Origin of the sequence: Microbacterium elymi (assembly GCF_021582895.2) — a bacterium.
Classification (GTDB): Bacteria; Actinomycetota; Actinomycetes; order Actinomycetales; family Microbacteriaceae; genus Microbacterium; species Microbacterium humicola.
Map to the genome: position 1 here is coordinate 2,950,361 of NZ_CP091139.2, position 25,239 is coordinate 2,975,599.

The 25,239-nt window shown below is 71.2% G+C and carries 20 protein-coding genes and 8 pseudogenes; 20 read left to right on the forward strand and 8 right to left on the reverse strand.

Annotated features, from left to right (window positions below; genetic code table 11):
• Positions 1-80: 80 nt before the first annotated feature.
• A complete protein-coding gene (locus L2X98_RS16090) occupies positions 81-830 on the forward strand; it encodes a YaaA family protein (RefSeq protein WP_259611575.1) in 750 nt (249 codons plus the stop codon).
• 14 nt (positions 831-844) lie between these two features.
• On the opposite strand, the gene L2X98_RS16095 is transcribed toward L2X98_RS16090, so the two are convergent.
• On the reverse strand, positions 845-1,237 hold the full coding sequence (locus tag L2X98_RS16095; RefSeq protein WP_259611576.1) for a DUF4870 domain-containing protein: 393 nt from the start codon (positions 1,235-1,237) through the stop codon (positions 845-847).
• A 142-nt stretch (positions 1,238-1,379) separates the two neighbouring features.
• Between L2X98_RS16095 and L2X98_RS16100 the strand changes: the two are divergent.
• Positions 1,380-2,349: pseudogene (locus L2X98_RS16100) on the forward strand (aldo/keto reductase).
• A gap of 1 nt (position 2,350) precedes the next feature.
• On the opposite strand, the pseudogene L2X98_RS21780 reads toward L2X98_RS16100, so the two are convergent.
• Positions 2,351-2,970: pseudogene (locus L2X98_RS21780) on the reverse strand (TetR/AcrR family transcriptional regulator).
• 28 nt (positions 2,971-2,998) lie between these two features.
• Between L2X98_RS21780 and L2X98_RS16115 the strand changes: the two are divergent.
• From L2X98_RS16115 to paaZ, 3 genes and pseudogenes are all read left to right on the forward strand, one after another.
• Positions 2,999-3,745, forward strand: a complete 747-nt coding sequence (locus tag L2X98_RS16115) for an enoyl-CoA hydratase/isomerase family protein (RefSeq protein WP_259611579.1) — start codon at positions 2,999-3,001, stop codon at positions 3,743-3,745.
• Positions 3,742-4,590, forward strand: a pseudogene (locus L2X98_RS22495) (3-hydroxyacyl-CoA dehydrogenase family protein). Before L2X98_RS16115 ends, L2X98_RS22495 begins: the two are co-directional and overlap by 4 nt.
• A gap of 1 nt (position 4,591) precedes the next feature.
• A pseudogene (gene paaZ, locus L2X98_RS16125) lies at positions 4,592-6,638 on the forward strand (phenylacetic acid degradation bifunctional protein PaaZ).
• Positions 6,639-6,765: 127 nt separating this feature from the next.
• On the opposite strand, the gene L2X98_RS16130 reads toward paaZ, so the two are convergent.
• The 4 genes and pseudogenes from L2X98_RS16130 to L2X98_RS16145 all read right to left on the reverse strand — a co-directional run bounded on the left by L2X98_RS16130 (position 6,766) and on the right by L2X98_RS16145 (position 11,625).
• Complete coding sequence (locus L2X98_RS16130; protein ID WP_259611580.1) at positions 6,766-8,193, reverse strand: rhamnulokinase; 1,428 nt, start codon at positions 8,191-8,193, stop codon at positions 6,766-6,768.
• 5 nt (positions 8,194-8,198) lie between these two features.
• Positions 8,199-10,230: pseudogene (locus tag L2X98_RS16135) on the reverse strand (bifunctional aldolase/short-chain dehydrogenase).
• 104 nt (positions 10,231-10,334) lie between these two features.
• Positions 10,335-11,096, reverse strand: coding sequence for a DeoR/GlpR family DNA-binding transcription regulator (locus tag L2X98_RS16140; RefSeq protein WP_259611581.1), 762 nt, complete (start codon positions 11,094-11,096; stop codon positions 10,335-10,337).
• A gap of 214 nt (positions 11,097-11,310) precedes the next feature.
• A complete protein-coding gene (locus L2X98_RS16145) occupies positions 11,311-11,625 on the reverse strand; it encodes a hypothetical protein (protein ID WP_259611582.1) in 315 nt (104 codons plus the stop codon).
• Between the two features lie 1,077 nt (positions 11,626-12,702).
• On the opposite strand from L2X98_RS16145, the pseudogene L2X98_RS16150 reads away from it, so the two are divergent.
• The 15 genes and pseudogenes from L2X98_RS16150 to rhaI all read left to right on the forward strand — a co-directional run.
• Positions 12,703-13,446, forward strand: a pseudogene (locus L2X98_RS16150) (aldose 1-epimerase family protein); the annotation flags it as partial.
• Between the two features lie 130 nt (positions 13,447-13,576).
• Complete coding sequence (locus tag L2X98_RS16155; RefSeq protein ID WP_259611583.1) at positions 13,577-15,049, forward strand: sugar ABC transporter ATP-binding protein; 1,473 nt, start codon at positions 13,577-13,579, stop codon at positions 15,047-15,049.
• Complete coding sequence (locus L2X98_RS16160) at positions 15,046-15,234, forward strand: hypothetical protein (protein WP_259611584.1); 189 nt, start codon at positions 15,046-15,048, stop codon at positions 15,232-15,234. Before L2X98_RS16155 ends, L2X98_RS16160 begins: the two co-directional genes overlap by 4 nt.
• A 26-nt stretch (positions 15,235-15,260) precedes the next feature.
• Positions 15,261-15,635, forward strand: coding sequence for an ABC transporter permease (locus L2X98_RS16165; RefSeq protein WP_259611585.1), 375 nt, complete (start codon positions 15,261-15,263; stop codon positions 15,633-15,635).
• Positions 15,608-16,072 (forward strand): ABC transporter permease, encoded by a 465-nt coding sequence (locus tag L2X98_RS16170; protein ID WP_259611586.1) that lies wholly within the window; start codon positions 15,608-15,610, stop codon positions 16,070-16,072. The genes L2X98_RS16165 and L2X98_RS16170 overlap by 28 nt, the downstream gene beginning before the upstream one ends.
• The gene (locus L2X98_RS16175; RefSeq protein WP_259611587.1) at positions 16,069-16,410 is read left to right on the forward strand and encodes a hypothetical protein; all 342 of its coding nucleotides are present in this window, start codon (positions 16,069-16,071) and stop codon (positions 16,408-16,410) included. The genes L2X98_RS16170 and L2X98_RS16175 overlap by 4 nt, the downstream gene beginning before the upstream one ends.
• Positions 16,329-17,117: an ABC transporter permease gene (locus L2X98_RS16180; RefSeq protein ID WP_259611588.1), complete on the forward strand. Its 789-nt coding sequence runs from the start codon at positions 16,329-16,331 to the stop codon at positions 17,115-17,117. The genes L2X98_RS16175 and L2X98_RS16180 overlap by 82 nt, the downstream gene beginning before the upstream one ends.
• A gap of 123 nt (positions 17,118-17,240) precedes the next feature.
• Positions 17,241-18,209, forward strand: coding sequence for a rhamnose ABC transporter substrate-binding protein (locus L2X98_RS16185; RefSeq protein ID WP_259611589.1), 969 nt, complete (start codon positions 17,241-17,243; stop codon positions 18,207-18,209).
• Positions 18,210-18,295: 86 nt separating this feature from the next.
• Positions 18,296-19,039, forward strand: a complete 744-nt coding sequence (locus tag L2X98_RS16190; protein WP_259611590.1) for a LacI family DNA-binding transcriptional regulator — start codon at positions 18,296-18,298, stop codon at positions 19,037-19,039.
• Positions 19,021-19,452, forward strand: a complete 432-nt coding sequence (locus L2X98_RS16195; protein WP_259611591.1) for a substrate-binding domain-containing protein — start codon at positions 19,021-19,023, stop codon at positions 19,450-19,452. The genes L2X98_RS16190 and L2X98_RS16195 overlap by 19 nt, the downstream gene beginning before the upstream one ends.
• The gene (locus L2X98_RS16200) at positions 19,365-20,138 is read left to right on the forward strand and encodes a class II aldolase/adducin family protein (RefSeq protein WP_259611592.1); all 774 of its coding nucleotides are present in this window, start codon (positions 19,365-19,367) and stop codon (positions 20,136-20,138) included. Before L2X98_RS16195 ends, L2X98_RS16200 begins: the two co-directional genes overlap by 88 nt.
• Positions 20,138-20,812, forward strand: coding sequence for an HAD family hydrolase (locus tag L2X98_RS16205; RefSeq protein WP_259611593.1), 675 nt, complete (start codon positions 20,138-20,140; stop codon positions 20,810-20,812). Before L2X98_RS16200 ends, L2X98_RS16205 begins: the two co-directional genes overlap by 1 nt.
• 30 nt (positions 20,813-20,842) lie before the next feature.
• Positions 20,843-21,508, forward strand: a complete 666-nt coding sequence (locus tag L2X98_RS16210; protein WP_259611594.1) for an FGGY family carbohydrate kinase — start codon at positions 20,843-20,845, stop codon at positions 21,506-21,508.
• Positions 21,505-22,278, forward strand: a complete 774-nt coding sequence (locus L2X98_RS16215) for an FGGY-family carbohydrate kinase (protein WP_259611595.1) — start codon at positions 21,505-21,507, stop codon at positions 22,276-22,278. Before L2X98_RS16210 ends, L2X98_RS16215 begins: the two co-directional genes overlap by 4 nt.
• 48 nt (positions 22,279-22,326) lie before the next feature.
• Positions 22,327-23,492, forward strand: a pseudogene (gene rhaI, locus L2X98_RS16220) (L-rhamnose isomerase).
• A 6-nt stretch (positions 23,493-23,498) separates the two neighbouring features.
• On the opposite strand, the pseudogene paaK reads toward rhaI, so the two are convergent.
• Both paaK and paaI read right to left on the reverse strand, forming a co-directional pair.
• Positions 23,499-24,784: pseudogene (paaK, locus tag L2X98_RS16225) on the reverse strand (phenylacetate--CoA ligase PaaK).
• Positions 24,771-25,238 (reverse strand): hydroxyphenylacetyl-CoA thioesterase PaaI, encoded by a 468-nt coding sequence (gene paaI / locus L2X98_RS16230; protein WP_435526216.1) that lies wholly within the window; start codon positions 25,236-25,238, stop codon positions 24,771-24,773. Before paaI ends, paaK begins: the two are co-directional and overlap by 14 nt.
• Between the last annotated feature and the right edge of the window lies 1 nt (position 25,239).

Here is a 25,239-nt window from a genome sequence, read left to right on the forward strand (position 1 = left end):
ACCCGGCCAGGTTTGATGTGCTCTCGGCGTTTTGATGTGCAGTCGCGGCTGGTCGTGGCGGCCAGGACAGGAGCGAGCGGATGCTGGTGCTGTTGCCGCCCTCGGAGACCAAGCGCACCGGGGGTCGCTCCCGCCCGCTGAACCTGGACACCCTGGCCTTCCCGCAGCTGAAGCCCGAGCGCGAGGCGGTCGCCGCGGCCCTCGTGGCGCTCTCGGCCGACGCGGAGGCGGCCGCCCGGGTGCTGAAGCTCTCGGACCGGCAGCGCGGTGAGCTCGCCCACAACACAGCGCTGCGCACCGGGCCCACCCTGCCCGCGGTCGACCGGTACACCGGCGTGCTGTTCGACGCGCTGAGGGCGTCGACGATGGATGCCGCGGCCCGGCGCTGGCTGGCCGGGCACGTGCTGATCCACTCGGCCCCGTTCGGTCCGGTGGGCGCGCTGGACGCGATCCCGGCCTACCGGCTCGCCGCCGGCACGGCGCTGCCCGGTCTGCCGCCACTGCGGCGGCACTGGGCCGAGCCGGTCGCGACCGCGCTGGCGGCGGCATCCGCGTCGTTCGTCCTGGATCTGCGCTCCGAGGCCTACGTCGCCCTCGGGCCGGTGCCGTCGACGGTCGCCTCGACGTACCTGCGCGTGGTCACCGACGGACCGGACGGGGCCGCGCGCGCCCTGAACCACTTCAACAAGCACGCCAAGGGCGCCCTGGTGCGGCGCCTGGCCACCGAGCGTCCGCGGATCCAGTCGCTGGGCGCGCTGCGCCGCTGGGCGGATGCCGCGGGCCTCACGCTGCGCGACGGGATGCCGGGCGAACTCGACCTGGTCGTCTGAGCGCCGCGCGACCGCTACTTGATGAAGCGGAAGTTGACCGGGTAGCGGTAGCCGCCGCCGGCGCTCACCTTCAGACCGCCCATGATCGACCAGATCACGTTCACGATCCACAGCGCCAGCGCCACCAGGCTCAGCAGCAGCGCGATCAGCCAGCCGATGAACGGGATGGCGCCGAGCACGCCGCCGACGATCCAGAGGATCACCCAGCCGATCGTGGCGGTGATCTGCCAGTTGAGGGCCTCCTTGCCCTCGACGTCGGTACGCGGCCCGCGGTCCTTCAGGATCAGCCAGATCAGCAGCGATGGCAGGAAGCCGACGATGCCGCCGATGTGCGCCCACATCGCGGCCTGCTGGTCCGCCTCGGGCGAGAGCGGGCCCGCGGGGACGGGCGTGCTCGCGTCACTCATCTCTTCTCCCCTTCCTGGGTGGTCCCGCGACGCCCCGAGAGCGCACGGAACTGCACGTACAGCCCCTCAACATAGCGTGAGCGCCGGGGCAAGCGGAAGCACGACGGGACGCAGAGGCCGTAACGTGGACGGGGTGACGGACATGCAGCAGCGCCGGGTCGGCGCCTCGGGACTCCTGGTCAGCGCGGTCGGACTCGGATGCAACAACTTCGGCCGCGCCGGGACGCGCACCGAAGGTCTGGAGGGCACGACGGCGGTGATCGACGCCGCGCTGGAGGCCGGGGTCACGTTCCTGGACACCGCCGACATCTACGGACGGGAGCCCGGCCTGAGCGAGACGCTCATGGGCGAGGCGCTGCGCGGACGCCGGGACGAGGTCGTGCTGGCCACGAAGTTCGGCCACTCCCGCGCGACGGCCGGGATCGTCGCCGGGGCCAAGGGCTCGCGCAGCTATGTGCGGCGGGCGGTGGAGGCATCCCTGCGCCGGCTGCAGACGGACTGGATCGACCTCTACCAGCTTGCACACACCCGACAACGAGACGCCGATGGAAGAGACCCTCGACGCCCTGTCCGATCTGGTGCGCGAGGGCAAGGTCCGCTACATCGGGCACTCGAACTTCTCCGGCTGGCAGATCGCCGAGGGCCATTTCGTCGCGCGCGAGCAGCGCGCGGTGCCGTACATCTCGTCGCAGAACGAGTACAGCCTGCTGAACCGGCACGCCGAGCGGAACGTGCTCCGCGCCGTCGAGCGGTACGGGCTCGGGTTCTTCCCCTACTTCCCGCTGCAGAACGGCCTGCTCACCGGCAAGTTCACCCGCGAGGGCGGACCCGCCGACAGCCGGATCATGCGGCAGCGGCGCCATGTCTGGGCGGATGCCCCGTGGGACGCGCTGGAGTCGTATCAGGCCTTCTGCGACCAGCGGGGGATCACCATGCTGCAGGCGACGTACGGCTGGCTGCTGGCGCGCCCGTCGCTGTCCAGCGTGATCGCCGGCGCGACGACCCCGGAGCAGGTGCGCGCCAATGCCGCCGCGCCCGCCGCGTGGACACCGGATGACGAGGACCTGGCCGCGATCGACGCGCTGTTCCCGCCGCCGGCGGCGGCGGACTGACTCACCGCGTCCGCAGGCCGTCCAGGGCGACCGCCAGCACGTCCCGGGCCAGCTGATCGGCCGACTCGCCGCCGCCGGGCCGGTACCACTCCACCAGCGAGTTGACCATGCCGAACACGAGCCGGGTGGCCACGGACGCGTCGACGTCTGCGCGCACCGAACCCTCTTCCTGGGCGGCGCGCACGAGCGCGGTCACCCGCTGATCGAACGCCCGCCGGCGCCCGAGCGCGGCCCGCTCGACGTCGCTGTTGCCCCGCACGCGCAGGCAGGGTGACCGCCGGCAGCTGCGCGACCAGCACCTGCACCGCTCCGCGCAGCACGGCGCCCAGTCGCTCGGTGGCCGATCCGCTGGTGGCCTCGGGGGTCGCCAGCACGGCTTCCAGGCCGCCGAGCGCCTGCTCGAGGGCGAGCGAGAGCAGCTCCTCCTTGGAATCGAAGTGGTGGTACATCGCGGCCTTGCTCACGCCCAGCCGCTCGGCCAGCTTGCGCGACGCTGGTCGCGTCGTAGCCCTGCTCGATGAACGCGGCCACGGCGACCGCCAGGATCTGGTCGCGGTCGTACCCGGGTCGTCCGCGTCGGGCCGGTTCGCTCACCGCCCCAGTCTGGCACGGCTGGTCCATTTCCTGAACGATCGGTAAGGTATTCGGTGTGGACGAAGACGACACCCCGCTGCGGATCGAGCGGTGCGCCGACCGGGTGGTCGCGACGCTGCACCGCCCGCGGGTGCGCAACGCGATCGACCAGGACCTCGTCGACCGGCTGCACGCGCTGTGCGGCGAACTGGAGGCGTCCCCGCGCATCCTGATCATCACCGGCGCCGGCGGCGTGTTCGCCTCCGGCGCCGACATCGCCCAGCTGCGCGACCGGCGCGCGGCCGATGCGCGCGCGGGCATCAACACCGCCGTGTTCACCCGCATCCGCGCCCTGCCGATGCCAGTGATCGCGGCCGTCGACGGCTACGCCCTGGGCGGGGGAGCCGAGCTGGCCTACGCCGCCGACCTGCGCCTGGGCACGCCGACGACGAAGATCGGCAACCCCGAGACCGGGCTGGGCATCATCGCCGGCGCCGGCGCCACCTGGCGACTGCCCGAGCTGGTGGGCGAGGCGCGGGCCGCCGAGCTGCTGTTCACCGGGCGTATCCTGGGCGCCGACGAGGCCCTGGCGTGGGGGCTGCTGACGGCCGTGCACCCCGCCGACGAACTCATCCCGGCCGCGCATGCCCTGGCCGATCGGATCGTCGCCAACGACCCGCTCGCGGTGCGGCACACCAAGACCGCGCTGCGTGCCCCCGCCGACGCGCACCCGGCGATCGAGCTCGCGCTGCAGGCCGAGCTGTTCGAGAGCCCGGAGAAGCGACGCCGGATGACGGCGTTCCTGGATCGGCGGGCGCGATGATCGCCGCGAGGGTGGGTGTGATCGGCGGCGGCCGGATGGGCGCCGGGATCGCGCACGCGTTCCTGTGCGCAGGCGCCGAGGTCGTCGTGCTCGAGCGGGACGAGCCGACGGCGGATGCCGCGGCCGCCCGGATCCGGGAGCTGATCGCCGGCTCCGCCCGGCGCGGCGTGCTCGACCGGCCGACCGCCGAGGTCGAGGCATCCCTCGGCTTGCGGCGTCGACGCGGCCGCACTGGCCGGCTGCGCGCTCGTGGTCGAGGCGGTCCCGGAGGACCGCGCGCTCAAGAACGCCGCGTTCGCTCGGGCCGAGGCGGTGATCGACGGGGACGCGGTGCTGGCCTCGAACACCTCGTCGATCTCGATCGACGCGCTGGCGACCGGGGTGGCCCGGCCCGAGCGCTTCGTCGGCATGCACTTCTTCAACCCGGTGCCGTCGTCGCGGCTGGTCGAGGTCGTCACCGGCGCGGCCACCGGGCCGGCCGTCCTCGAGCGCGTGCGGGACTGGGTCGGGCAGATCGGCAAGACCGCGGTCGTGGTGCGGGACGCGCCCGGCTTCGCCTCCAGCCGGCTGGGCGTGGCGCTCGGACTGGAGGCCATCCGGATGGTCGAAGAGGGCGTGGCCGAACCCGCCGACATCGATGCGGCCATGGAGCTCGGCTACCGGCATCCGACCGGCCCGCTGCGCACCACCGACATCGTCGGACTGGACGTGCGGCTGGGCATCGCCGAAGAGCTGCACGCGCAGGCTGGGGGAGCGGTTCGCTCCGCCCGAGCTTGCGGCGGATGGTCGCCGAGGGGCGCCTGGGCCGCAAGTCGGGCCGTGGATTCTACGAATGGAGCGACTGAGATGACCGAGATCCTGCCCAGCCACCTGCAGGGCGACTGGTGGACCCCCGGCGACGCCACCGACGCGGTGCTCGTGCGCGACGCGTCCACCGGCGCCGAGATCTGCCGGGTCAGCGCGCGCGGCGCCGACCTGGCCGGCGCACTCGCGTACGCGCGGCAGACCGGACAGGACAGCCTGGGCGCGCTGACCTTCCACCAGCGCGCGCTGCTGCTCGAACAGTTCGCCACCGTGCTGAACGAGCGCAAGGCCGAGCTGTACGAGCTGTCTGCCCGCGCCGGGTGCACGGCGCGGGATGCGATGGTCGACGTCGACGGCGGCATCGGGGTGCTGTTCACCTACGCGTCCAAGGGACGCCGCGAGCTGCCCAACGCCCAGGTGTACCTGGACGGCCCGGCCGAGACGCTCGCCAAGGACGGCTCGTTCCTGGGGCGGCACGTCTACACCCGGCTGCCAGGCGCGGTGGTGCAGATCAACGCCTTCAACTTCCCGATGTGGGGGCCGCTGGAGAAGCTCGCCCCCGCGTTCCTGGCCGGCATGCCCACGATCATCAAGCCCGCCACCCCGACCGCGTACATCACCGAGGCATGGGTGCGGATGCTGCTGGATTCGGGTCTCGTGCCCGCCGGCGCGCTGCAGCTGGTCTGCGGTGCGCTGCCGGGCCTGTTCGACCTGCTGACGCTCGGCGACGCCGTCGCGTTCACCGGCTCGGCGTCGACGGCGGCCGGCCTGCGTGCGCAGACCCCCGACGGCGTGCGGTTCACCAGCGAGACCGACTCGATCAACGCATCGGTGCTGGGGCCGGATGCGACCCCGGGCACTGCCGTGTTCGATGCGTTCGTGCGGCAGCTGATGGTGGAGCTGACCGCCAAGACGGGGCAGAAGTGCACCGCGATCCGGCGCGCGATCGTCCCCGTCGGGCTGCGGGATGCGGTCGTGGACGCGCTGCGGACGAAGCTGGCGAAGGTCGTGATCGGCGACCCGCGCGCGGAGGGCGTGACCATGGGCCCGCTGGTGTCGGTCGCGCAGGCTCACCAGTTGATCCGCCAGGTGGATCAACTGGTGAGTGCCGGCGGAGAGGTGCTCATCGGGTCGCGGTCGGCGCCCGATGTCGTCCGCGGCGACGGCACGGTGGGCGCGGCGCCGGACGGCGCGTTCGTCGAGCCGATCGTGATCGGGTTCGGGCCGGACGCGCCGGATGTCGCGCACGAGGTGGAGGCGTTCGGGCCGGTCTCGTCCCTGATCGGCTATGAGACGCTGGCGCAGGCGGTCGAACTCGCCAACCGCGGCGGCGGATCGCTGGTGACCAGTGTGGCCACCGACGAGCCGGCGGTGGCGACCGCGCTGATGGCCGGCATCGGCGCACACAACGGGCGGGTGCTGTTCCTGGACTCGATCGATGCCCGCACCTCGACCGGGCACGGGTCGCCCGTGCCGCACCTCGTGCACGGCGGCCCGGGCCGCGCCGGCGGCGGGGAGGAGCTGGGCGGCATCCGCGCGGTGCTGCGACTTCATGCAGCGCACCGCCGTCCAGGGTTCGCCGCAGATGCTGACCGCGCTGACCGGGGTGTGGCATCCGGGGGCCGACGTGCGCGCCGACGACGAGCATCCGTTCCGCAAGCCGCTGGCCCGGCTGCGGGTCGGCGACCAGCTCGCCTCGGCCTCGCGCGAGGTGACGCTGGAGGACATCGAGACGTTCGCGCGCTTCACCGGGGACACGTTCTACGCCCACATGGACGAAGAGGCGGCCGCCGCGAACCCGTTCTTCCCCGGCCGGGTGGCGCACGGATACCTGCTGGTCTCGTTCGCGGCCGGACTGTTCGTCGACCCGGCGCCGGGGCCGGTGCTGGCCAACTACGGTCTGGAGGACCTGCGCTTCGTCACGCCGGTCTCACCTGGTGACAGCATCCGGGTCGTGCTCACGGCGAAGCAGCTCACGCCGCGCGAGACGGACGACTACGGCGAGGTGCGCTGGGACGCGGTCATCCGCAACCAGAACGACGACCTCGTCGCGTCCTACGACGTGCTCACGCTGGTGGCGAAGGAATAGCGGACTCGCCCGGGCCGCTCGCCGAAACCGGGATGCTCGGCCGGACCGAGGAGTTCGGCCTGGGTCTCGCGGCGAATGCCCGGGCTCGCGCCGTCAGAGCCGCGGCCGTCCACACCGAGCCGATCGGTCAGTGCGTGCGCGGCTCGAAGCGTCGGGTGGGCGCGCTCGCGGCGACGATCGCGCGCAGGGAGTCCAGACTGCCGGACGGCAGCCCGGTCGCCCGCGCCTGCACCAGCACGTTGCCCATCGCGGTGGCCTCCACCGGCCCCGCGATCACCGGCAGGCCGAGCCGGTCGGCTGCGAGCTGGCACAGCAGCGCGTTCTGCGATCCGCCGCCGGCGATGTGGACCACCCGCACCTCCTTGCCGGACAGCGCGGCGGCCGCGTGCACCGCGGCGGCGAACGCGTCCGCGAGGGACTCGTTGATCGCGCGCACGAACTGCGCCGGCGTCTGCGGCACGGGCTGACCGGCCTCCGCACAGCACTGTGCGATCCGCGCCGGCATGTCGCCGGGGGCCAGCAGCCGGGGGTCGTTCGCATCGAAGTGCGCGCCGCCGGGCAGCGCCGCCGCTTCTGCCAGCAGCGCCGTCAGGTCGATCTGCCGCCCGGCATGCTCCCAGGTGCGGATGCTCTCGGACTGCAGCCACAGCCCCATGATGTTCTTCAGGTAGCGGGTGCGCCCGTCCACGCCGCCCTCGTTCGTGAAGTTCTCGCGCCGCCCGGCGTCGGTCAGCACGGGATGCTCGGTCTCGACCCCGACCAGCGCCCAGGTGCCGCAGGAGACATAGGCGAAGTCGTCCCCGACGGCCGGGAGGCCGACGACGGCCGACGCGGTATCGTGCGAGCCGACGGTGTGCACCGGGATCTGTGCACCGATCTCTTCGGCCAGGCCCGGCAAGAGCGCACCGACCGGCGTGCCGGCCTCGACGAGTTCGGGGAAGAGGTCGCGGGGAAGCGACAGGCGCTCCAGCAGGTCGGTCGCCCACTCGCGCGTGCGCACGTCGAGCAGGCCGGTGGTCGATGCGTTCGTGCGCTCGGCCACGAGCCGCCCGGTCAGCCAGTAGGTGATCAGGTCGGGGATCAGCAGGGCGCAGTCTCCGGCGGCCAGGCGTCCGGCGAGCCGGTCGTCGGCGAGCTGGTAGAGCGAGTTGATCGGAATCACCTGCAGCCCGCTGACCGCGTACAGCGCCTCGGGGGAGATCAGCTCGTGGGTCGCGCGCATGCCGCGTGCGGTGCGCTCGTCGCGGTAATGGTACGGGTTGCCCAGAAGCGCCCCGTCGCGCAGGAGCCCGTAGTCGACGCCCCACGAGTCCACGGCGATGCTGTGCAGCTCGCCCTCCTGCCGCAGCGCGGCGCGCAGGCCGATCCGGATCGACCGGTACTGCTCCAGCAGGTTCCAGTGCAGCGCCTCGGTCGTGCCCTCCCAGTGGCGCACCGGATTGTTCTCGAAGCGCTGCACGATCTGCAGGCGCACCGCTGCGTCGGCGACCCGGCCGACCACGACACGTCCGCTCGTGGCCCCGAGGTCGATCGCGGCGACCGATCCGCTGCGCATGGCCGCTACCGGAGGAACGCGGCGGCGACGCCGGAGTCGACGGGGATGTGCACGCCGGTGGTGCGGCTGAGCTCGGGGCCGGTCAGCACGAAGACGGCATCGGCGACGCTCTCGGGCACGACCTCGCGCTTGAGCAGGGTGCGGTCGGCGTAGAACTGGCCGAGGTCCTCCTCCTTCACCCCGTAGGTCTTTGCGCGGTCGGCGCCCCAGCCCGAGGAGAAGATGCCCGAGCCGCGTACGACGCCGTCGGGATTTATGCCGTTGACCTTCACGCCGAACTCGCCGAGCTCGGCGGCCAGCAGGCGCACCTGATGCGCCTGGTCGGCCTTGGCGGCCGAATAGGCGATGTTCTTCGGACCGGCGAAGACCGAGTTCTTCGATGAGATGTAGACGATGTCGCCGCCCAGTCCCTGTGCGATGAGCACCTTGGCCGCGGCCTGGGACACCAGGAACGAGCCCTTCGACATCACATCGTGGAGCAGATCCCAGTCCGCCTCGGTGGTGTCGATCAGCGAGGCGGCGATGGACAGGCCGGCGTTGTTCACGACGAGGTCGACGCCGCCGAAGGCGAGCACGGCCGCGTCCACCGCGGCCTGGACGGCTGCGGCATCCGCCACGTTCACCGCCACGCCGACGGCCACGTCCGGGCCGCCGATCTCGGCGGCCGCGGCCTCGGCCTTGCCCGGATCGAGGTCGGCGATCACCACGCAGGCGCCTTCGGCGGCGAGCCGGGTGGCGATGGCCTTGCCGATCCCGGATGCGGCGCCGGTGACCAGCGCGATGCGCCCCTGGTGCGATTGGGGCGCCGGTCTGCGCTCCAGCTTGGCCTCTTCGAGCGCCCAGTACTCGATGCGGAACTTCTCGGCATCCGAGATGGGGGTGTAGCGGGACACCGCCTCGGCGCCGTGCATCACGTTGATCGCGTTGCGATAGAACTCGCCGGCGACGCGGGCGGTCTGCTTGTCGGCGCCGTAGCTGAACATGCCCACGCCGGGGACGAGGACGATGAGCGGGTCTGCGCCGCGGATGGCCGGGCTGTCGGCGGTCGCGTGCGCGTCGTAGTACGCCCGGTAGTCGGCGCGGTACGCCTCGTGGCGCTCGGTGAGGCGTGCGATCGACTCCTCGACCGACGCATCGGCGGGCAGGTCGAGGACCATCGGCTTGATCTTCGTGCGCAGGAAGTGATCCGGGCAGCTGGTGCCGAGGTCGGCCAGCGGCAGGCTTCTCGCGGGAGAGGAAGTCGAGCACCGGCGCGGAGTCGTCGAAGTGGCCGACCATCACGCTGTCCTGCGACGCGATCCGGCGGATGACGGGGGCCAGCGCGGCCGCCTTGGCACGGCGTTCGGCGTCGGGCAGCGGTTCCCATCCCGCCACGACCGCGCCGAACGGCTCGGCGACGCCGTGCGCGGCGATGTAGGCCGCCGCCGTGTCGATGATCCACAGCGAATTGCGTTCGCACTCCTGGCTGGTCTGCCCCCACGCGGTGATGCCATGACCGCCCAGGATGCACCCGACGGCGTCGGGGTGCGCGCGCCGGATGGCCGCGATGTCCAGGCCGAGCTGGAATCCGGGGCGGCGCCACGGGACCCACACCACCTTGTCGCCGAAGATCGCGGCCGTCAGCTGTTCGCCGTCGGCGGCGGTGGCGATCGCGATGCCCGAGTCCGGATGCAGATGGTCGACGTGGGGGGCGTCGACCAGGCCGTGCATCGAGGTGTCGATCGAGGGGGCCACCGTGCCCTTGCCGTGCACGCAGTAGTCGAACGCGGCGACCATCTCGTCCTCGCGATCCACGCCCGGGTACACTGCCTGGAGCGCGCGGAACCGGTCCAGACGCAGCACGGCGAGCCCGCTCTCCTTCAGCGTGCCCAGGTCGCCACCGGATCCCTTCACCCAGAGCAGCTCGACCGGTTCGCCGGTGACCGGATCGATCTCGGTGCCCTTGGCCGAGGTGTTGCCGCCGGCGTAGTTGGTGTTCTTCGGATCGCTGCCCAGACGGTGGGATCGCTCGATGAGTTCTGCTGACGTGGTGCGCATGGCTTCAATCTGATGGAGGGCCGGCTCCGCTGCCGACATTGTTAGGAAAAGTTCGTTCTGGTGTGCAATGTAACAAGAAATGACGTCGTCGACAAGCGTGCCGATCAGCGCACCTCGACGTGATCCCGGAACTCGTCCAGGCGCGGGTCGCCGGGGGCGAGTTCGGTGATCAGCACCGAGACCCGGCTGAGCTCGAGCCCGGATGCCGTCGCGGACTGCATCAGCTTGGACGAGTCCAGGCAGAGCACGACATCCTTCGAGACCCGGGCGAACGCGCGCTTCATCTGCGCTTCGGCGAGCGAGACCTCGGTGGTCCCGAAGCCGGCGTCGACTGCGCTGGCCGAGGAGAAGAACCGGATGTAGCGCAGCGACTCCGCGGCCTGCACCGCCAGCGGTCCGACGAAGGTGTCGGTCGATTCCTCGGTCTCGCCCCCGATCAGGATGGGCGTGACGCCGGGAGTGCCCTTCAACGCGGCGTAGGTGGGATAGCAGTTCGTGCTCGCGACCAGGCCGGAGCGCGGGCCGATCCGCGCGGCCAGGGTGCCCACCGTCGTCGATGCATCGAAGGCGACCGAGCCGAACCGCGGCACGAGGGCGAGAGCCTTCTCGGCGATGACATCCTTCGCGCGGGAGTTCACCGACTGCCGCTCGCGATACGGGCGGGGCCCGATCACCGAGATCGCACCGCCTCGCACTCGGCGCAGCAGACCCTCGGACTCGAGATCGGCCAGATCGCGCCGGATGGTCATCGCCGAGACCCCCAGCGAGGTGGCGGCCTCGGCCAGCCGGATGATGTTGTCGCGCTCGAGCATCGCGAGAAGCTGGGCGCGCCGTTCCTCGGACTCCGTGCTGCTGGTGATCGCCATCGATGTCCCTTCCGCTGTGACATTTATGTTATCTCCAAGGCACACCGCACATCAATCATTGAGAAGGCTTGAAAAAACAGGGATCGAACGTGTGTCTTGCCAAATCATTGACACACGGTCGGGTGGGTGTTAGATTCCCGTCGTGGTTCATTGAACCACTCCTGAACAGCAGCGTCGCCGCGGGGCTCGTCGACGCACCGACCGCAGAAGGGCGTCACACGATGGCCGAGGCATACGACAACGTCCGCTCCACCGCGAGCGGCTTCGACCGTGCTCTGGACGCCGGCGACGGCATCGTCCGGCTGGCGCCGGCCTGGGTGCCGCGGGCGTTCTGCACCCCGGCCGTCGCATCCGCCTGCACCCGGACGACTACTTCCCGTTCGCGCAGACCCGCGGCGGCATCGACGAGCGCTGGCTGGCGTCGACGGTGCGTGCCGACAACGGCCCGCTCACCGGACCGTGGGAGGGGCTGAGCCTGGTCGTCGACCCGGACGGCGGGCTGCTGCCGTTCGACGAGTTCGTCGCGCACCACCGGGCCGAGCTGATCGGTTCGCGGCTGCAGGACCGCTTCGGCGGGTGGACCATGTACTCGAAGTTCTACGACAACCTGCGAGCCGCTGCCGTTCCACGTGCACCACAGCGACGAGAAGGCCGCGCTGGTGGACAAGGTCGGCAAGCCCGAGGCGTACTACTACTCGCCGCACATGAACAACTACACCGGCGACCAGGCGATCTCGTTCCTCGGCCTGCAGCCCGGGACCACCCGCGACCAGCTGAAGGAGCGTCTGGCCCGGTTCGCCTCCGGCGGCGACAACCGCATCACCGACTACGCGCTCGGCTACCGCACCCAGCTCGGCACGGGGTGGGACATCCCCTCCGGCGTGCTGCACGCCCCCGCCAGCATCTGCACCTACGAGCCGCAGTCCGCCAGCGACGTGTTCTGCATGTGCGAGTCGTGGAGCAACAATCGCGAGGTGCCGGAGGAGCTGCTCTGGAAGGACGTCCCGCACGAGCACCACGGCGACTACGACTTCATCCTCGATCTGCTGGACTGGGAGCGCAACGTCGATCCCGCATTCGTGGAGAACCGCTTCATGCGCCCTCGCCCGACCGCCGCCTCCGCCGCCGACGGCGGCGCGGCCTATGCGGAGAACTGGATCGTCTACCGCTCGTCCGCCTTCAGCGCCACCGAGCTGACGGTGCGTCCCGGTCAGACCGTCACGATCGCCGATCAGGACGCCTACGGCGCCATCGTCGTGCAGGGCGCCGGCGCGTTCGGCGCGCATGACGCCCAGGCCGCCACGCTGATCCGCTTCGGGCAGCTCAGCCAGGACGAGTTCTTCGTCTCGGAGCGCGCCGCCCGAGCCGGGGTCACGATCACGAACCGCAGAGCACGGACGACCTGGTCATGCTCAAGCACTTCGGGCCGGACAACCAGGAGCTCGGTCCCGTTGGCTGACATCTTCGCAACGCCGGCCGCCGAGGCGCTGCCCGCATCGGCTCTCTGGACCAGGTCGCCCGGGTCGACCGCTTCGTCGAAGACGACGGGCCGGCCCGTGGGGCGCGGCGGCTGCGCGTGGTCAACGGCGGCGGACTCGAGTTCGACGTGCACCCGGATCGCGGTCTGGACATCGGCGCGGCGACGTTCCGCGGGATGCCGCTGGCCTGGCTCTCCTCGACCGGGATCACCCGGCCCGACGCCTACGAGCCGGAGGGCCGCGGCTGGCTGCGCACCTTCGGCGGCGGTCTGGTCACCACCTGCGGACTCGACAGCTTCGGCCCGCCGGCCGACGACGAGGCCGGTGTGGTGGGGATGCACGGCCGGATCGGCAGCATCCCCGCGCGGATCGGCGAGATCTCGGCGACACCCGAGCTGGTGACGGTCGCCGGCCAGGCGCGGCAGACGGCCGTGTTCCAGGAGAACCTGCTGCTGGAGCGCCGGATCACCTCGGTGGTCGGCTCCTCCGCGCTGCGCATCGACGACACCGTGACCAACGACGGCGAGGATCCCAGCCCGCACATGATCCTGTACCACGTGAACCTCGGCTGGCCGCTGATCGACGCCGGCACCACGGTCGAGATCCCCGCACGATCCGTGCACGCGCGGGATGCGGATGCCGAAGCCGGCTTCGACGAGCGCACCCGCATCGGCGCGCCCACCGCCGGATTCCGCGAGCAGCTGTACATCCACGAGACGGGCGACGGGCCGCACCTCGCCCGCGTGGTCAATCCGGCCCGCGGGCTCACGCTCTCGCTCGCGAGCTCGGCCACGCTTCCGGCCGTCTTCCAGTGGAAGCTCACCGCCACCAAGCACTTCGTGCTCGGGCTGGAGCCGGCCAACACGGCAGAGATCCAGGGGCGGGCCGCCGCCCGCGCCCACGGCCGCCTGCCCGAGCTCCAAGCCGGGCGAGAGCCGCTCCTATTCCATCGAGATCGAGGTGACCGCATGACCGAGACGCCTTTGATGCAAGCTCACCGGAGTGCGCAAGTCGTTCGGCGCCGTCCGGGCCCTGATCAGCGCCGACCTGACGCTGGCACCGGGCTCCATCCACGCCCTCGTCGGCGAGAACGGGGCCGGCAAATCGACCCTGGTCAAGATCATCGGCGGCCTGTACCGCCGGGACGACGGGGAGTTCCTGCTCGAAGGGGAGAGCGTGGACTTCCGCAGCACGAGGGAGGCGAAGGAGGCGGGGATCGCGGTGATCTACCAGGAGCCCACGCTGTTCCCCGACCTCAGCGTCGCCGAGAACATCTTCGTCGGCCGTCAGCCCTACACCCGGTTCGGCGGCATCGACCGCGCGAAGATGCGCCGTGAGACCTCCGAGCTCACCCGTCGACTCGGCGTGCCGATCGACCCCGATCGCGAGGCGCGCGGACTGTCCATCGCCGACCAGCAGGTCGTCGAGATCGCCAAGTCCATCTCGATCGGCGCGAAGGTCATCATCATGGACGAGCCCACCGCGGCCCTGTCCGGCATCGAGGTCGACCGGCTGATGGGCATCGCCCGCCAGCTGCGCGACGAGGGCCGCGGCCTCATCTTCATCTCCCACCGCTTCGACGAGGTGTTCGCGCTGTGCGACACCATCACCGTGATGCGCGACGGCAGCTACATCGCCACGAACCCGGTCGAGGACGTCACCGAGGACGCGATCATCCGGCAGATGGTCGGCCGCAGCGTGGAGAACCTGTTCCCGAAGGAGGAGACCACCGTCGGCGCCGCCGTGCTCGAGGTGGAGAACCTCTCCAGCCCCGGCATCTTCGAAGACGTCAGCTTCACCGTCCGCTCCGGCGAGATCGTCTGCTTCGCCGGCCTGGTCGGCGCCGGCCGCAGCGAGATCGCCCGCGCCGTCTTCGGCATCGATCGCTACGAGTCGGGAACCGTCACGATCGGCGGGCGCACCGTTCCGGCGAAGAACCCGATGGCCGCGATGCGGCTGGGCATGGGCTTCGTCCCCGAGGACCGCCGCAAGCAGGGTCTGGCGATGTCGGCCGGGGTGCAGTCCAACATCACGCTCGCCATCCGGGAGAGCCTGGCCAAGCTGGGCTTCATCACGTCTTCGCTGGAAGAACCCAGCGCCCGCATATGGGCGTCGCGGCTGCAGGTGAAGACGCACGCGCTGGACACCGAGGCATCCATGCTCTCCGGCGGCAACCAGCAGAAGGTGGTGCTCGGCAAGTGGCTGGCCACGCAGCCGAAGATCCTCATCGTGGACGAGCCGACCCGCGGGATCGACGTGGGCACGAAGGCCGAGGTGCATCGACTGCTCTCCGAGCTCGCCGGCACCGGCGTGGCCGTCCTGATGATCTCGTCCGAGCTGCCCGAGGTGCTGGGAATGGCCGACCGCGTGCTCGTCGTGCGCGAGGGCCGGATCACCGCCGAGCTGCCGCGCGAGAAGGCCACGCCGGAGAACGTCATGTACGCCGCCACTCACGCGACGGAGGAAGCCGCATGAGCGTCACCCACACCGTTCCGCCGGTCGAGGCGCGACGATCCTGGTTCCCGAAGGTGCTGCGGGCGCGCGAGGCAGGACTTGTCGTCCTCATCCTCGTCCTGATCGCCGTGACCGTCAGCATCCAGCCCAGCTTCGTCTTCTCCGCCGGCGGCTGGCGGGAGCGCTGCGTCAGCCCACCATCCTGATCCTGATCGCCATCGGCCAGGGAATCGTGATCATCACGCGGAACATCGACCTGTCGGTCGGGTCGGTGCTGTGCCTTTCCACCTACCTGTCCGGCTGGCTGTTCGCGAACGTGCCCGGCATCCCCATCGCCCTCGTGGTGCTGATCGGCGTGGCGCTGGGCGCCTTCCTCGGCCTGATCAACGGCGTGCTGGTGGCGTTCCTGAAGGTGCCGGCGCTGGTGATCACGCTGGGCACGCTGTACGCCTACCGCGGCATCGCGATCCTGTGGATCGGACCGCACTTCATCCGCTCCAGCTGGCTGCCGCCGGAGTTCCGTCGGCTGGGAACCATGTCGCTCTTCTCGATCCCGGTGCGCTGCTGGTCGTGCTGGTCGTGGTGCTGGTGGTCGGCTGGTTCATGACCAGTCGCCGCTCCGGCCGCGATCTGTACGCGCTGGGATCCAACCCCGAGGCGGCGACCCTGTTCGGGCTCAGCGAGCGGCGCCTCACCCTGGGTGCGTTCATGGCCAGCGGTGCGCTGGCGGGCCTGGCCGGTCTGGTCTACCTCGCGATCTTCGCGACCGGCGACGCACAGGTCGGAACCGGGTACGAGCTGCAGGCGGTCGCGGCGGCCGTGGTCGGCGGGGTGGCCATCGTCGGCGGCTCCGGCACCATCTGGGGGGTCGCCCTGGGAGCATTCTTCCTGGCCACGATCTCCAATGCGCTGCCCGTGCTCGGAGTCCCGAGCCTGTGGCAGCAGGCGCTGGTCGGTCTGTTCATCGTCGGCGCGATCATGCTCGATCGCATTCTGTTCATCAACCGCATGAGGCGGGCTCGGAGAGGCGGGAGCCAGAAATGACCGCAGCCACGCTGACAGCCGTCCCCGACGGCTCCCGCTACGTCCGCCATGGCCGGCCGCTCTGGCGCCGCGCCCTGCTGCGGCCGGAATCGGTGATCGTGCTGGCGATCGTGCTCGTGCTGCTGATCGGCACGCTCACCGTCCCGTTCTTCGCGCAGTCGTACACGTACCAGACGATGATCCTGAACACCGCGCCGATCCTGCTGATGCTCTGCCGTCGACGCTGGTCATCGTCACCGGCGACATCGACCTGTCGGTGGGCTCGGTGCTGGGATTCTCCAGCGCGCTGTTCGGGCTCACCTTCGCGGCGGGGGTCCCGCTCGCCCTGGCCGCCGTGATCGGCGTGGTCGCCGGCGCCGTCGTCGGGGCGGTCAACGGCCTGCTGGTCACCGTCGTCGGCCTGCCCAGCCTCGCGGTGACCATCGGCACGCTGGCCCTGTTCCGGGGCTTGGCCGTCGGGCTGCTGGGCACCACATCGATCACCGACTTCCCCGCCGAGGTCCCGCGCTTCCTCACCGCGCCGCTGTTCGGCCTGCCGTTCCCGGCGGTCACGATCGCGATCATCGTGCTCGCCATCGTGTTCGGGGCGCTGCTGCACTTCACCCCGTTCGGCCGCGGCGTCTTCGCGATCGGCCAGAGCCCCGAGAACGCGGCGTTCTCGGGCGTTCCGGTCAACCGCACCCGCTTCATCCTGTTCGTGCTCAGCGGCACCGTCGCCGGCGCGACCGGCGTCTACTTCACGCTGCAGTACAGCAACGCGATCGGCACGAACGGCCTCGGCTTCGAACTGCAGGTGGTCACCGCCATCGTGCTCGGCGGCGTCTCGATCTGGGGCGGCAAGGGCACCCTGTTCGGCGCGCTGGCCGGCGGCGTCCTCATCGCGGCGCTGAACAAGACCCTGCAGCTGGCCGGAATCGGCTCCGACACCATCAGCATCGTCACCGGTGTCGCCCTCATCTTCTCCGTCGTCGTGGCGAGCATCGCGGGCTTCATCTCGCGCCGTCGACGGTCGAAGGCCTCCGCGGACCCTGCGGCGGGCGCATGACCCATCCATCACGAGTACACCCTGAATCACGTTCCGCAAGGGAAGGAAAAACAATGAGGTTCACATCCCGCGGGTTCTCCCGCAAGATCGCCTTCGCGGTCGCCGCGGTCGCAGGCATCCGGCATGCTGCTGGCCGGCTGCGCCGCCGGCTCCGGCTCCGACGACGGCTCGAAGGGCGGTGACGCCAGCGTCACCTTCATCCCGAAGAGCCTGGGCAACAAGTACTTCGAGGCCTCCGACAAGGGGGCCGCCGCCGGCGCCAAGGAGCTCGGCCTCGGCTTCAAGGAGGAGGGCCCGACGGCGACCGGTTCGGCCGACCAGGTGCCGTTCATCCAGACCGCCATCCAGACCGGGCAGAAGGCCATCGCCATCGCGGCGAACGACCCGGCCGCCGTCTGCAACGACCTGTCCCAGGCGCAGAGCCAGGGCGTGAAGATCGTCGCGTACGACACCGACACCGACTGCCGCGACGTGTTCGTCAACCAGGCGACCGTCGATGGCATCGCCGAGGGCCTGGTCAAGCTGACCGCCGATCACCTCGGTGAGGCGGGCGGCACCATCGCCATCCTCTCCGGCGGGGCCAACGCCGCCAACCTGAACGCGTGGGTCGATGCGATCAAGGCGCTGCTGAAGAAGGACCACCCGAACATCACCGTCGCCAAGGTGGCGTACGGCGATGACCAGGACCAGAAGTCCTACCAGGAGGCCCAGGGCCTGATGCAGTCGATCCCCGACCTGAAGGCGATCATCGCGCCGGACACGGTCGCGGTGAAGGAGGCCGCGCACTACCTCGCCGACACCAAGGAGTTCCAGGGCAAGGTGTGGGTGACCGGCCTGGGTCTGCCCAGCGAGATGGCGGAGTACGTCACCAGCGGCATCGTCGAGCAGTTCGGACTGTGGAACCCCGAGGATCTCGGCTACCTCGCCGCCTATGCCGCCGACGCGCTCGTGAAGGGCGACATCACCGGTGCCGAAGGCGACAAGTTCAAGGCCGGCAAGCTCGGTGAGTACACGGTCGGCAAGGACGGCGAGATCGTCCTCGGCCCGATGTTCGTGTTCAACAAGGACAACGTCGGAGACTTCTCCTTCTGATCCGCAGACAGCCGGGGCCCGCGACGCGCTGCGTGGCGGGCCCCTGCCGTCTCGGTGCTTCACTTGTCCCGAGGAGGGTGCAGGCCATGGTGACCATCCGCGACGTCGCAGCACGCGCCGGAGTCTCTGCGGGGACCGTGAGCAACGTGCTCAACCGGCCCGGCTACGTCGCGGCCGAGACGCGCGAACGCGTCCTCCAGGTCATCGCGGATGTCGGATTCACGCCCACTCCGCGGGCGCGCCGGTTCCGCACCGGCCGTCAGCGCACCCTCGGGCTCGCGCTGGCCGACCTCGCCAACCCGTTCTTCGTCGACATCGCCCTGGGCGCCGAGTCCGAGGCGAAGGCGCTCGGGGTGGGCGTGGTGATGATCCACAACGGCGAGGACGCCGCGCGCGAACAGCACAATCTCGATCTTCTCGTGCAGCGAGCGGGTGCACGGCATCATGATCACCCCCGTGCACGAGGAGGACGAGAAGCTCGGGCGGCTCGACGGGCGCGGCATCCCGCTGGTATACGTCGACCGGGTCTCGCCGTCCTCCGCCCGCTGCTGGGTGAAGACCGACGACGTCGCCGGCGGCCGCGTGGCCGGAGAGCATCTCGTCTCGCTCGGCCATCGCACCCTCGCCTTCGCCGGCAGCTTCGATGCCACGAGGCAGACCGATCTGCGCTTCCAGGGGTTCGCGGCCGCCGTCGGGGTCGCCGGCGCGATCCCGGAACGGCTGGCGACCGATGCCTGGGCGATCGAGGACGGACGCCGGGTCGGCGCCGTGCTCGCCGCCCGCCCGCGCAAGCGCGCTGCCCACCGCCGTCATGTGCGCCAACGACCTGATCGCGGTGGGCATCCTGCTCGAGTTCGCCCGCCACGACATCCGCGTCCCCGACGACGTCTCGGTCGTCGGGTTCGACGACCTCGCCTGGGCGGCGGCCGTCTCGGTGCCGCTGACCACGGTGCGCCAGCCGCGCGCCGACCTCGGCAAGCACGCCGTGCGCATGCTGCTGGACGAGATCGACCGGTCCGACGCACACGCGCACCGGAACCTCCTGCTGCCCCCGAACTCGTCGTGCGCGCATCCACGGCACCACCGACCCGGCGCTGAACGCCCCGCGGACGCCGCACGCCGACGCGGACCCCGACCCACCGAAGGAACGAACAGATGGCCACCACCTGGCAGCCCGCACTCGTCAGCGACGAACTCGTCACCCTCACGACGCGGCTGGGCGACCCGGCGAAGGATCTCGTGATCCTCGCCGAGGGCAACACCTCCCAGCGGCTGGCCGACGGCCGGATCGTCGTGAAGACGTCCGGGTCGTACATGGCCGAAGCGACGGCCGACGACTTCGTGGTCACCGAGGTCGAGCCGCTGGTCGCGATGATGGAGGACCCCGCCCGGACCCAGGAGGACCTCACGGCCCTTCTCGATGCCGGCGAGCACGACGGCGTGCGCCGGCGCGGATCCATCGAGACGCTCGTGCACGCGGCGGTGCAGTCGGTCGCGCCGACCGCCTTCGTCGCGCACACGCATCCCACCCACGTGGTCGGGCTGCTGGCCAGCGTGCACGCCGCCGGCGCGTTCGACGAATGGGTCTACTCGGACGAGGCAGTGGTGATCGGCGTGCCGCTGTTCGTCCCCTATGCGGCGCCCGGCATAGACCTCGGCCGGCTCTTCCTCCAGCGGCTGCGTGGATACGCCGATGAGCACGGCGAGCTGCCGTCGGCGATCCTGCTCGGCAACCACGGGATGGTCGCCGTTGCCGGCACCGCCGCGGCGGCGGAGGCCATCACCCTGATGACGGTGAAGGGGGCGCGGGTGCGACTGGATGCGCTCTCGATCGGGGGCGTGCAGGGGCTGGGAGAAGACACCGTCGCCCACTACTTCGAGCGCACCGACATGGTCGAGCGCCGCAGGAACCTGGCGGGGATGGGCTGATGGCGCAGCTGAAGGCGGTCTTCTGCGACGTCGGCGGGCCGATCTACGACGACGAGAACTTCGTCGCCGCGGTGCTGGTCGCCCTCGACGAGCTGCGCGCCGCCGACGGGATGCCGCCGACGGACCGCACCGCGTTCCGCATGCTCTACGACCGCAGCCGGGCCGCGCAGGGGATGTCGCTGCGGGCCGCGCTCGCCGAGCGGTTCCTCGGCTCGACCGCGCGCCGCGACGAGCTGCACGCCCGCACGCGGGAGCACTGGGCGCACCCGAAGGGGACGCTGTACCCCGACGTGATCCCGTTCCTGCGGGCGCTGCGCGGACGCGCGACGGTGGGCGTCCTCGCGAACCAGGAGGAGGGCGTGGTCCGGGCGCTGGAGCGGGACGGGGTCGCGCCGCTCGTGGATGTCTGGGCGGTCTCGGCGATCGTCGGCCACGAGAAGCCGTCGCCCGAGCTGTTCCGGTGGGCGCTCGCACAGGCCGGCGCCGAACCCGGCGAGGCGGTGCACATCGGCAATCGGCTGGACACCGACGTGCGACCGGCTCAGGCACTGGGTCTGGCCACCGTGTGGGTGCTGCGCGGCGAGGCGCCCGACGATCCCACCCGCAGCAGCTCGCCGAGCCCGACCTGGCCGTGCGCGGCCTGGACGGCCTCGCACCCCGGCTGTTCGAGCTGATGGCGGCGCGCGGATGAGGCGGGGGATCAGATGAGCATCGTGCTCGGCATCGACCTGGCCACCGCCGAGGTCCGGGTGCAGGCCGTCGACGTGGAGTCGGGCCAGGCCGTCGCTGAACGTCGCGCCGCCCTGCCGGTGCGCGAGGCGGGTCCCGGCGGCGAGCGCGTGCAGCCCGCGGAGCATACCACGCTGGCCCGCGCGCTGATCGCCGCGGTCGCGGCCGACCTGGGCGCGCGGGCCTCCCAGGTGCGCGCGCTCTCGATCACCGGCACCTCGGGCACCGTCGTGCCCGCGGACGCCGCCGGCCGCCCGGTCGGCGACGCCGTGCTCTACGACGACCCGCGCGGCGCGGACGGGCTGCGGCGGCTCGCCGCGGTGGGATGGACCCGACGGCCGATGGGGGCGCTCGCCCGTGCGGCCTGGATGCACGTCGTCGCCCCGGCCGAGCGGTACCTGTTCACGCCCGACATCGTCGCCGCCGCCCTGGCCGGACGGCTGCTCCTCGGACACGTCGCACGCGCTCAAGAGCGGCGTCGACCCGGTCACGGCGCGCTGGGACGAGGCCGCCCTCGAGCTGCTCGGCCTGCCGCGCGAGCGGATGCCCGAGCTGGTCCGGCCCGGCACGGTGATCGGCGAGGTCGCCGCCCCCGACCGCCTCGGCGAGCCCGGGCGGGGTCGTCATCGTCGCCGGCATGACCGACGGGTCCACCGGCCAGATCGCCACCGGCGCGGTCGCCGAGGGCGACACGGTCGGCGTGCTGGGCACCACCCTGGTGCTCAAGGCGGTCTCACCGCACGACGTGGTCGAGTCGGCATCCGGCGTGTACTCGCACGGTGCGCCGGACGGCACATTCTGGCCTGGGGGAGCATCCAACACGGGCGCCGGCGTGCTCCGCCACGGGCTCACCGCCGGGCTCGACCCCGCCGACGCCGCGGCCGCGATCGAGGCGCACGGCGCGTCCGGGATCATCGCCTACCCGCTGGCCCGGCCGGGGGAGCGGTTCCCGGTCGCCGACCCGGCGTTCCCCGGCTTCTGCGTCGATCATGCCGGGCGTGCCCGCGACGCCACGACCGCGGTCGAGCGCTTCCGCGCGGTGTACGAGGGCGTCGCCCTCGTCGAGCGGCTCGGACTGGACCGGCTGAGTGGGCTCGGCGTGCGGATGCGGCGTCATCACGTCGCCGGCGGCGCATCAGCGAGCCCAGTGTGGAACCGGATCCGCGCCTCGGCACTGGGCCGCGAGGTGGTCGCGGTGTCGGGCGCCGGCAGCGCGCGCGGCGCGGCCGCCATCGCCGCGGCCGCCCTGGACGCCTCCCGGCCGGGGGCCGAGGGGCTGGATGCCGTGGCGAGGCGATTCTCCGGAGTGCGCACGGTCATCGAGCCCGACCCCGCACTTGCCGCCCGGCTGGACGAGCACTATCGGATCCTGTGCGCGCACATCCCGTCGGCATCCCGCCCCCACACCTGATTCGAATCAATCGGTCGAGACCATCGACCACCACGCAGGAGGAATCCCATGGTCCAGTTCAGCGACATCGCATCCGAGCTCGAGCGGCAGGCCATCGAGCTGCCCAGCTGGGCGTTCGGCAACTCGGGCACGCGATTCCGCGTGTTCGGCACCCCCGGCACGCCCCGCACGCCGCAGGAGAAGATCGCCGACGCCGCGCAGGTGCACGCCCACACCGCGCTGGCCCCGACGGTGGCCATCCACATCCCGTGGGACAAGGTCGACGACTACGCCGCCCTGCGCGCGTACGCGAACGACCTCGGCGTCGAGCTGGGCACGGTGAACTCCAACACGTTCCAGGACGAGGCGTACAAGTTCGGGTCGCTGGCCTCCGTCGACCCCGTCGTGCGCCGCAAGGCCATCGACCATCACCTCGAGTGCATCGACATCATGCATCAGACCGGATCGCGCGACCTGAAGATCTGGCTCGCCGACGGCACCAACTACCCCGGCCAGGGCGACATCCGCGCGCGGCAGGACTGGCTGGCCGACTCGCTGCGCGAGATCTACGACGCGCTCGGCGAACAGCAGCGGCTCGTGCTCGAGTACAAGTTCTTCGAGCCGGCGTTCTACCACACGGATGTCCCGGACTGGGGCACCTCGTACGCCCACGTCAGCGCCCTCGGCCCGAAGGCGTTCACCTGCCTGGACACCGGGCACCACGCGCCCGGGACGAACATCGAGTTCATCGTGGCGCAGCGCTGCGACTGGGCAAGCTCGGGTCGTTCGACTTCAACTCCCGCTTCTACGCCGACGACGATCTGATCGTGGGGGCGGCCGACCCGTTCCAGCTGTTCCGCATCCTGTTCGAGGTCGTGCGCGGCGGCGGCTACGACGTCGACTCGCCGGTGGCCTTCATGCTCGACCAGTGCCACAACATCGAGGAGAAGATCGTCGGCCAGCTGCGGTCCGTGCTCAACGTGCAGGAGATGACGGCCCGCGCGCTGCTGGTGGACCGGGAGGCCCTCTCGGCCGCACAGCGCGAGAACGACGTCCTGGCCGCCAACGCGATCCTGATGGACGCGTTCTACACCGACGTGCGCGCCGACCTCTCAGCGTGGCGCGAATCGCGCGGCCTGCCCGCCGATCCGATCGCCGCGTTCCAGGCGTCGGGGTATCAGGAGAGGATCGTCGCCGAACGCGTCGGCGGGGTGCAGGCCGGCTGGGGCGCCTGAGCGGCGTCAGCGCAGGTCGTACACCCGCTTGTACTTGCCCTCGCTGCGCGGCAGCGTGCCCGGCTCTTCCAGCCGCACCTCCACGGTGGTGCCGATCAGCGCCTTGACCCGCTGCCGGAGCACGTCGCCGGCGGCCAGGCAGGTCTCCCGCGTCAGGGCCGGGTCGCGCTCGACCCGCACGGTCATCGCGTCCAGCTGCCCGTTCTTGGCCAGTTCGAGCACGAAGTGCGGGGTGAGCGCCTCGATCCCCAGCACCAGCTCCTCGATCTGGGTGGGGAACAGGTTCACGCCGCGCAGGATGATGAGGTCGTCGTCGCGTCCGGTGATCTTCTGGATGCGCCGCATGCCGGGCCGTGCCGTGCCCGGCAAGGCCGGGTGAGGTCCTTGGTGCGATACCGGATGACGGGGAAGGCCTCTTTGGTCAGCGAGGTGAACACCAGTTCGCCCAGGGCGCCGTCGGCGACCGGCTGCATCGTCTCGGGGTCGATCGTCTCGGGCAGGAAGTGGTCCTCCCACACGTGCGGGCCGTCCTTGGTCTGCACGCACTCGTTCGCCACGCCCGGGCCCATCACCTCGCTCAGACCGTAGATGTCCACCGCATCCAGGTCGAGGCGGCGCTCGATCTCGGCGCGCAGCTCGTCGGTCCACGGCTCGGCGCCCAGCACCGCGATCTTCAGCGAGCTGGTCCGCGGGTCGATCCCCGCCTCCTGCATCGCATCCGCGATGGTCAGCAGATAGCTCGGGGTGCAGGTGATCACCTCGGGCTCGAAGTCGCGGATCAGCTGCACCTGGCGTGCCGTCTGCCCGCCCGAGACCGGGATCACCGTCGCCCCCAGCATCGCCGCGCCGTCGTGCAGCCCGAGACCGCCGGTGAAAAGGCCGTAGCCGTACGCGTTGTGGACCTTCATGCCCGGCCGCACCCCGGCCGCCCGCAGCGAGCGGGCCACCAGCTGTGCCCAGCGCTGCAGGTCGCCCTCGGTGTAGCCGACGACGGTGGGCCGGCCGGTGGTGCCGGACGAGGCGTGGATGCGGCGGACCTGGCTCATCGGGACGGCGAACATGCCGAACGGATAGGTGCGGCGCAGGTCGTCCTTCGTGGTGAACGGAAGGCGGCGGACGTCGCCGAGTTCCCGGATGTCGTCGGGGCGGATGCCGGCGGCGTCGAACTTCTCCCGGTACAGCGGCACGTTCTCGTACGCGTGGCGCGCCGTCCACTGCAGCCGCCGCAGCTGGAGGTCCTCGAGCTCGTCCCGGCTCATCCGCTCCTCGACGTCCAGGTCATCCATGCGCATCCTCCTCCAGCGTCCGGTTCGTGGTCAGCGACCGCCCGCGGAACTCGGCCACGACATCCCCGGTCTCGTCCCGGACGGTCACGTCGTACAGTCCGTTGCGGCCGCTGACGACCCGGCGCACGGCGGTCGCGGTCAGCGTCTGCCCGGCGCGGGTGGACTTCAGGAACGTGATGTCGGCGCCCGCGGCCACGGTCACCCGCTCGTCCTCGTTGCAGGCGATCGCGAACGCCGTGTCGGCGAGCGCGAACACCAGCCCGCCGTGGGTGATCTCGAACCCATTGGTCATGTCCTCGCGCACGGGCATCGACACCACCGCGTGCCCGGGCTCGTCGTGCTCCACCCGCAGTCCCAGGGCGGCGGCGGCCCGATCTCGCTGCATCATCGGCCGGACCGCGGCATCCGTCATCATGGCTCCTTCGCCGGGCGCCGTCGCACCCGCCGTCGAGTATGTCATA

Coding starts and splice junctions, on each gene's coding strand:
- L2X98_RS16185 (WP_259611589.1), top strand. CDS start 17,241: ATGCTGCTGGCCGGCTGCGCCGCCGGCTCCGGCTCCGACGACGGCTCG.
- L2X98_RS16140 (WP_259611581.1), bottom strand. CDS start 11,096: ATGGCGATCACCAGCAGCACGGAGTCCGAGGAACGGCGCGCCCAGCTT.
- L2X98_RS16215 (WP_259611595.1), top strand. CDS start 21,505: ATGACCGACGGGTCCACCGGCCAGATCGCCACCGGCGCGGTCGCCGAG.
- L2X98_RS16095 (WP_259611576.1), bottom strand. CDS start 1,237: ATGAGTGACGCGAGCACGCCCGTCCCCGCGGGCCCGCTCTCGCCCGAG.
- L2X98_RS16130 (WP_259611580.1), bottom strand. CDS start 8,193: ATGCGCAGCGGATCGGTCGCCGCGATCGACCTCGGGGCCACGAGCGGA.
- L2X98_RS16175 (WP_259611587.1), top strand. CDS start 16,069: ATGACCGCAGCCACGCTGACAGCCGTCCCCGACGGCTCCCGCTACGTC.
- L2X98_RS16190 (WP_259611590.1), top strand. CDS start 18,296: ATGGTGACCATCCGCGACGTCGCAGCACGCGCCGGAGTCTCTGCGGGG.
- L2X98_RS16195 (WP_259611591.1), top strand. CDS start 19,021: ATGTGCGCCAACGACCTGATCGCGGTGGGCATCCTGCTCGAGTTCGCC.
- L2X98_RS16200 (WP_259611592.1), top strand. CDS start 19,365: ATGGCCACCACCTGGCAGCCCGCACTCGTCAGCGACGAACTCGTCACC.
- paaI (WP_435526216.1), bottom strand. CDS start 25,238: ATGACATACTCGACGGCGGGTGCGACGGCGCCCGGCGAAGGAGCCATG.
- L2X98_RS16090 (WP_259611575.1), top strand. CDS start 81: ATGCTGGTGCTGTTGCCGCCCTCGGAGACCAAGCGCACCGGGGGTCGC.
- L2X98_RS16160 (WP_259611584.1), top strand. CDS start 15,046: ATGAGCGTCACCCACACCGTTCCGCCGGTCGAGGCGCGACGATCCTGG.
- L2X98_RS16205 (WP_259611593.1), top strand. CDS start 20,138: ATGGCGCAGCTGAAGGCGGTCTTCTGCGACGTCGGCGGGCCGATCTAC.
- L2X98_RS16210 (WP_259611594.1), top strand. CDS start 20,843: ATGAGCATCGTGCTCGGCATCGACCTGGCCACCGCCGAGGTCCGGGTG.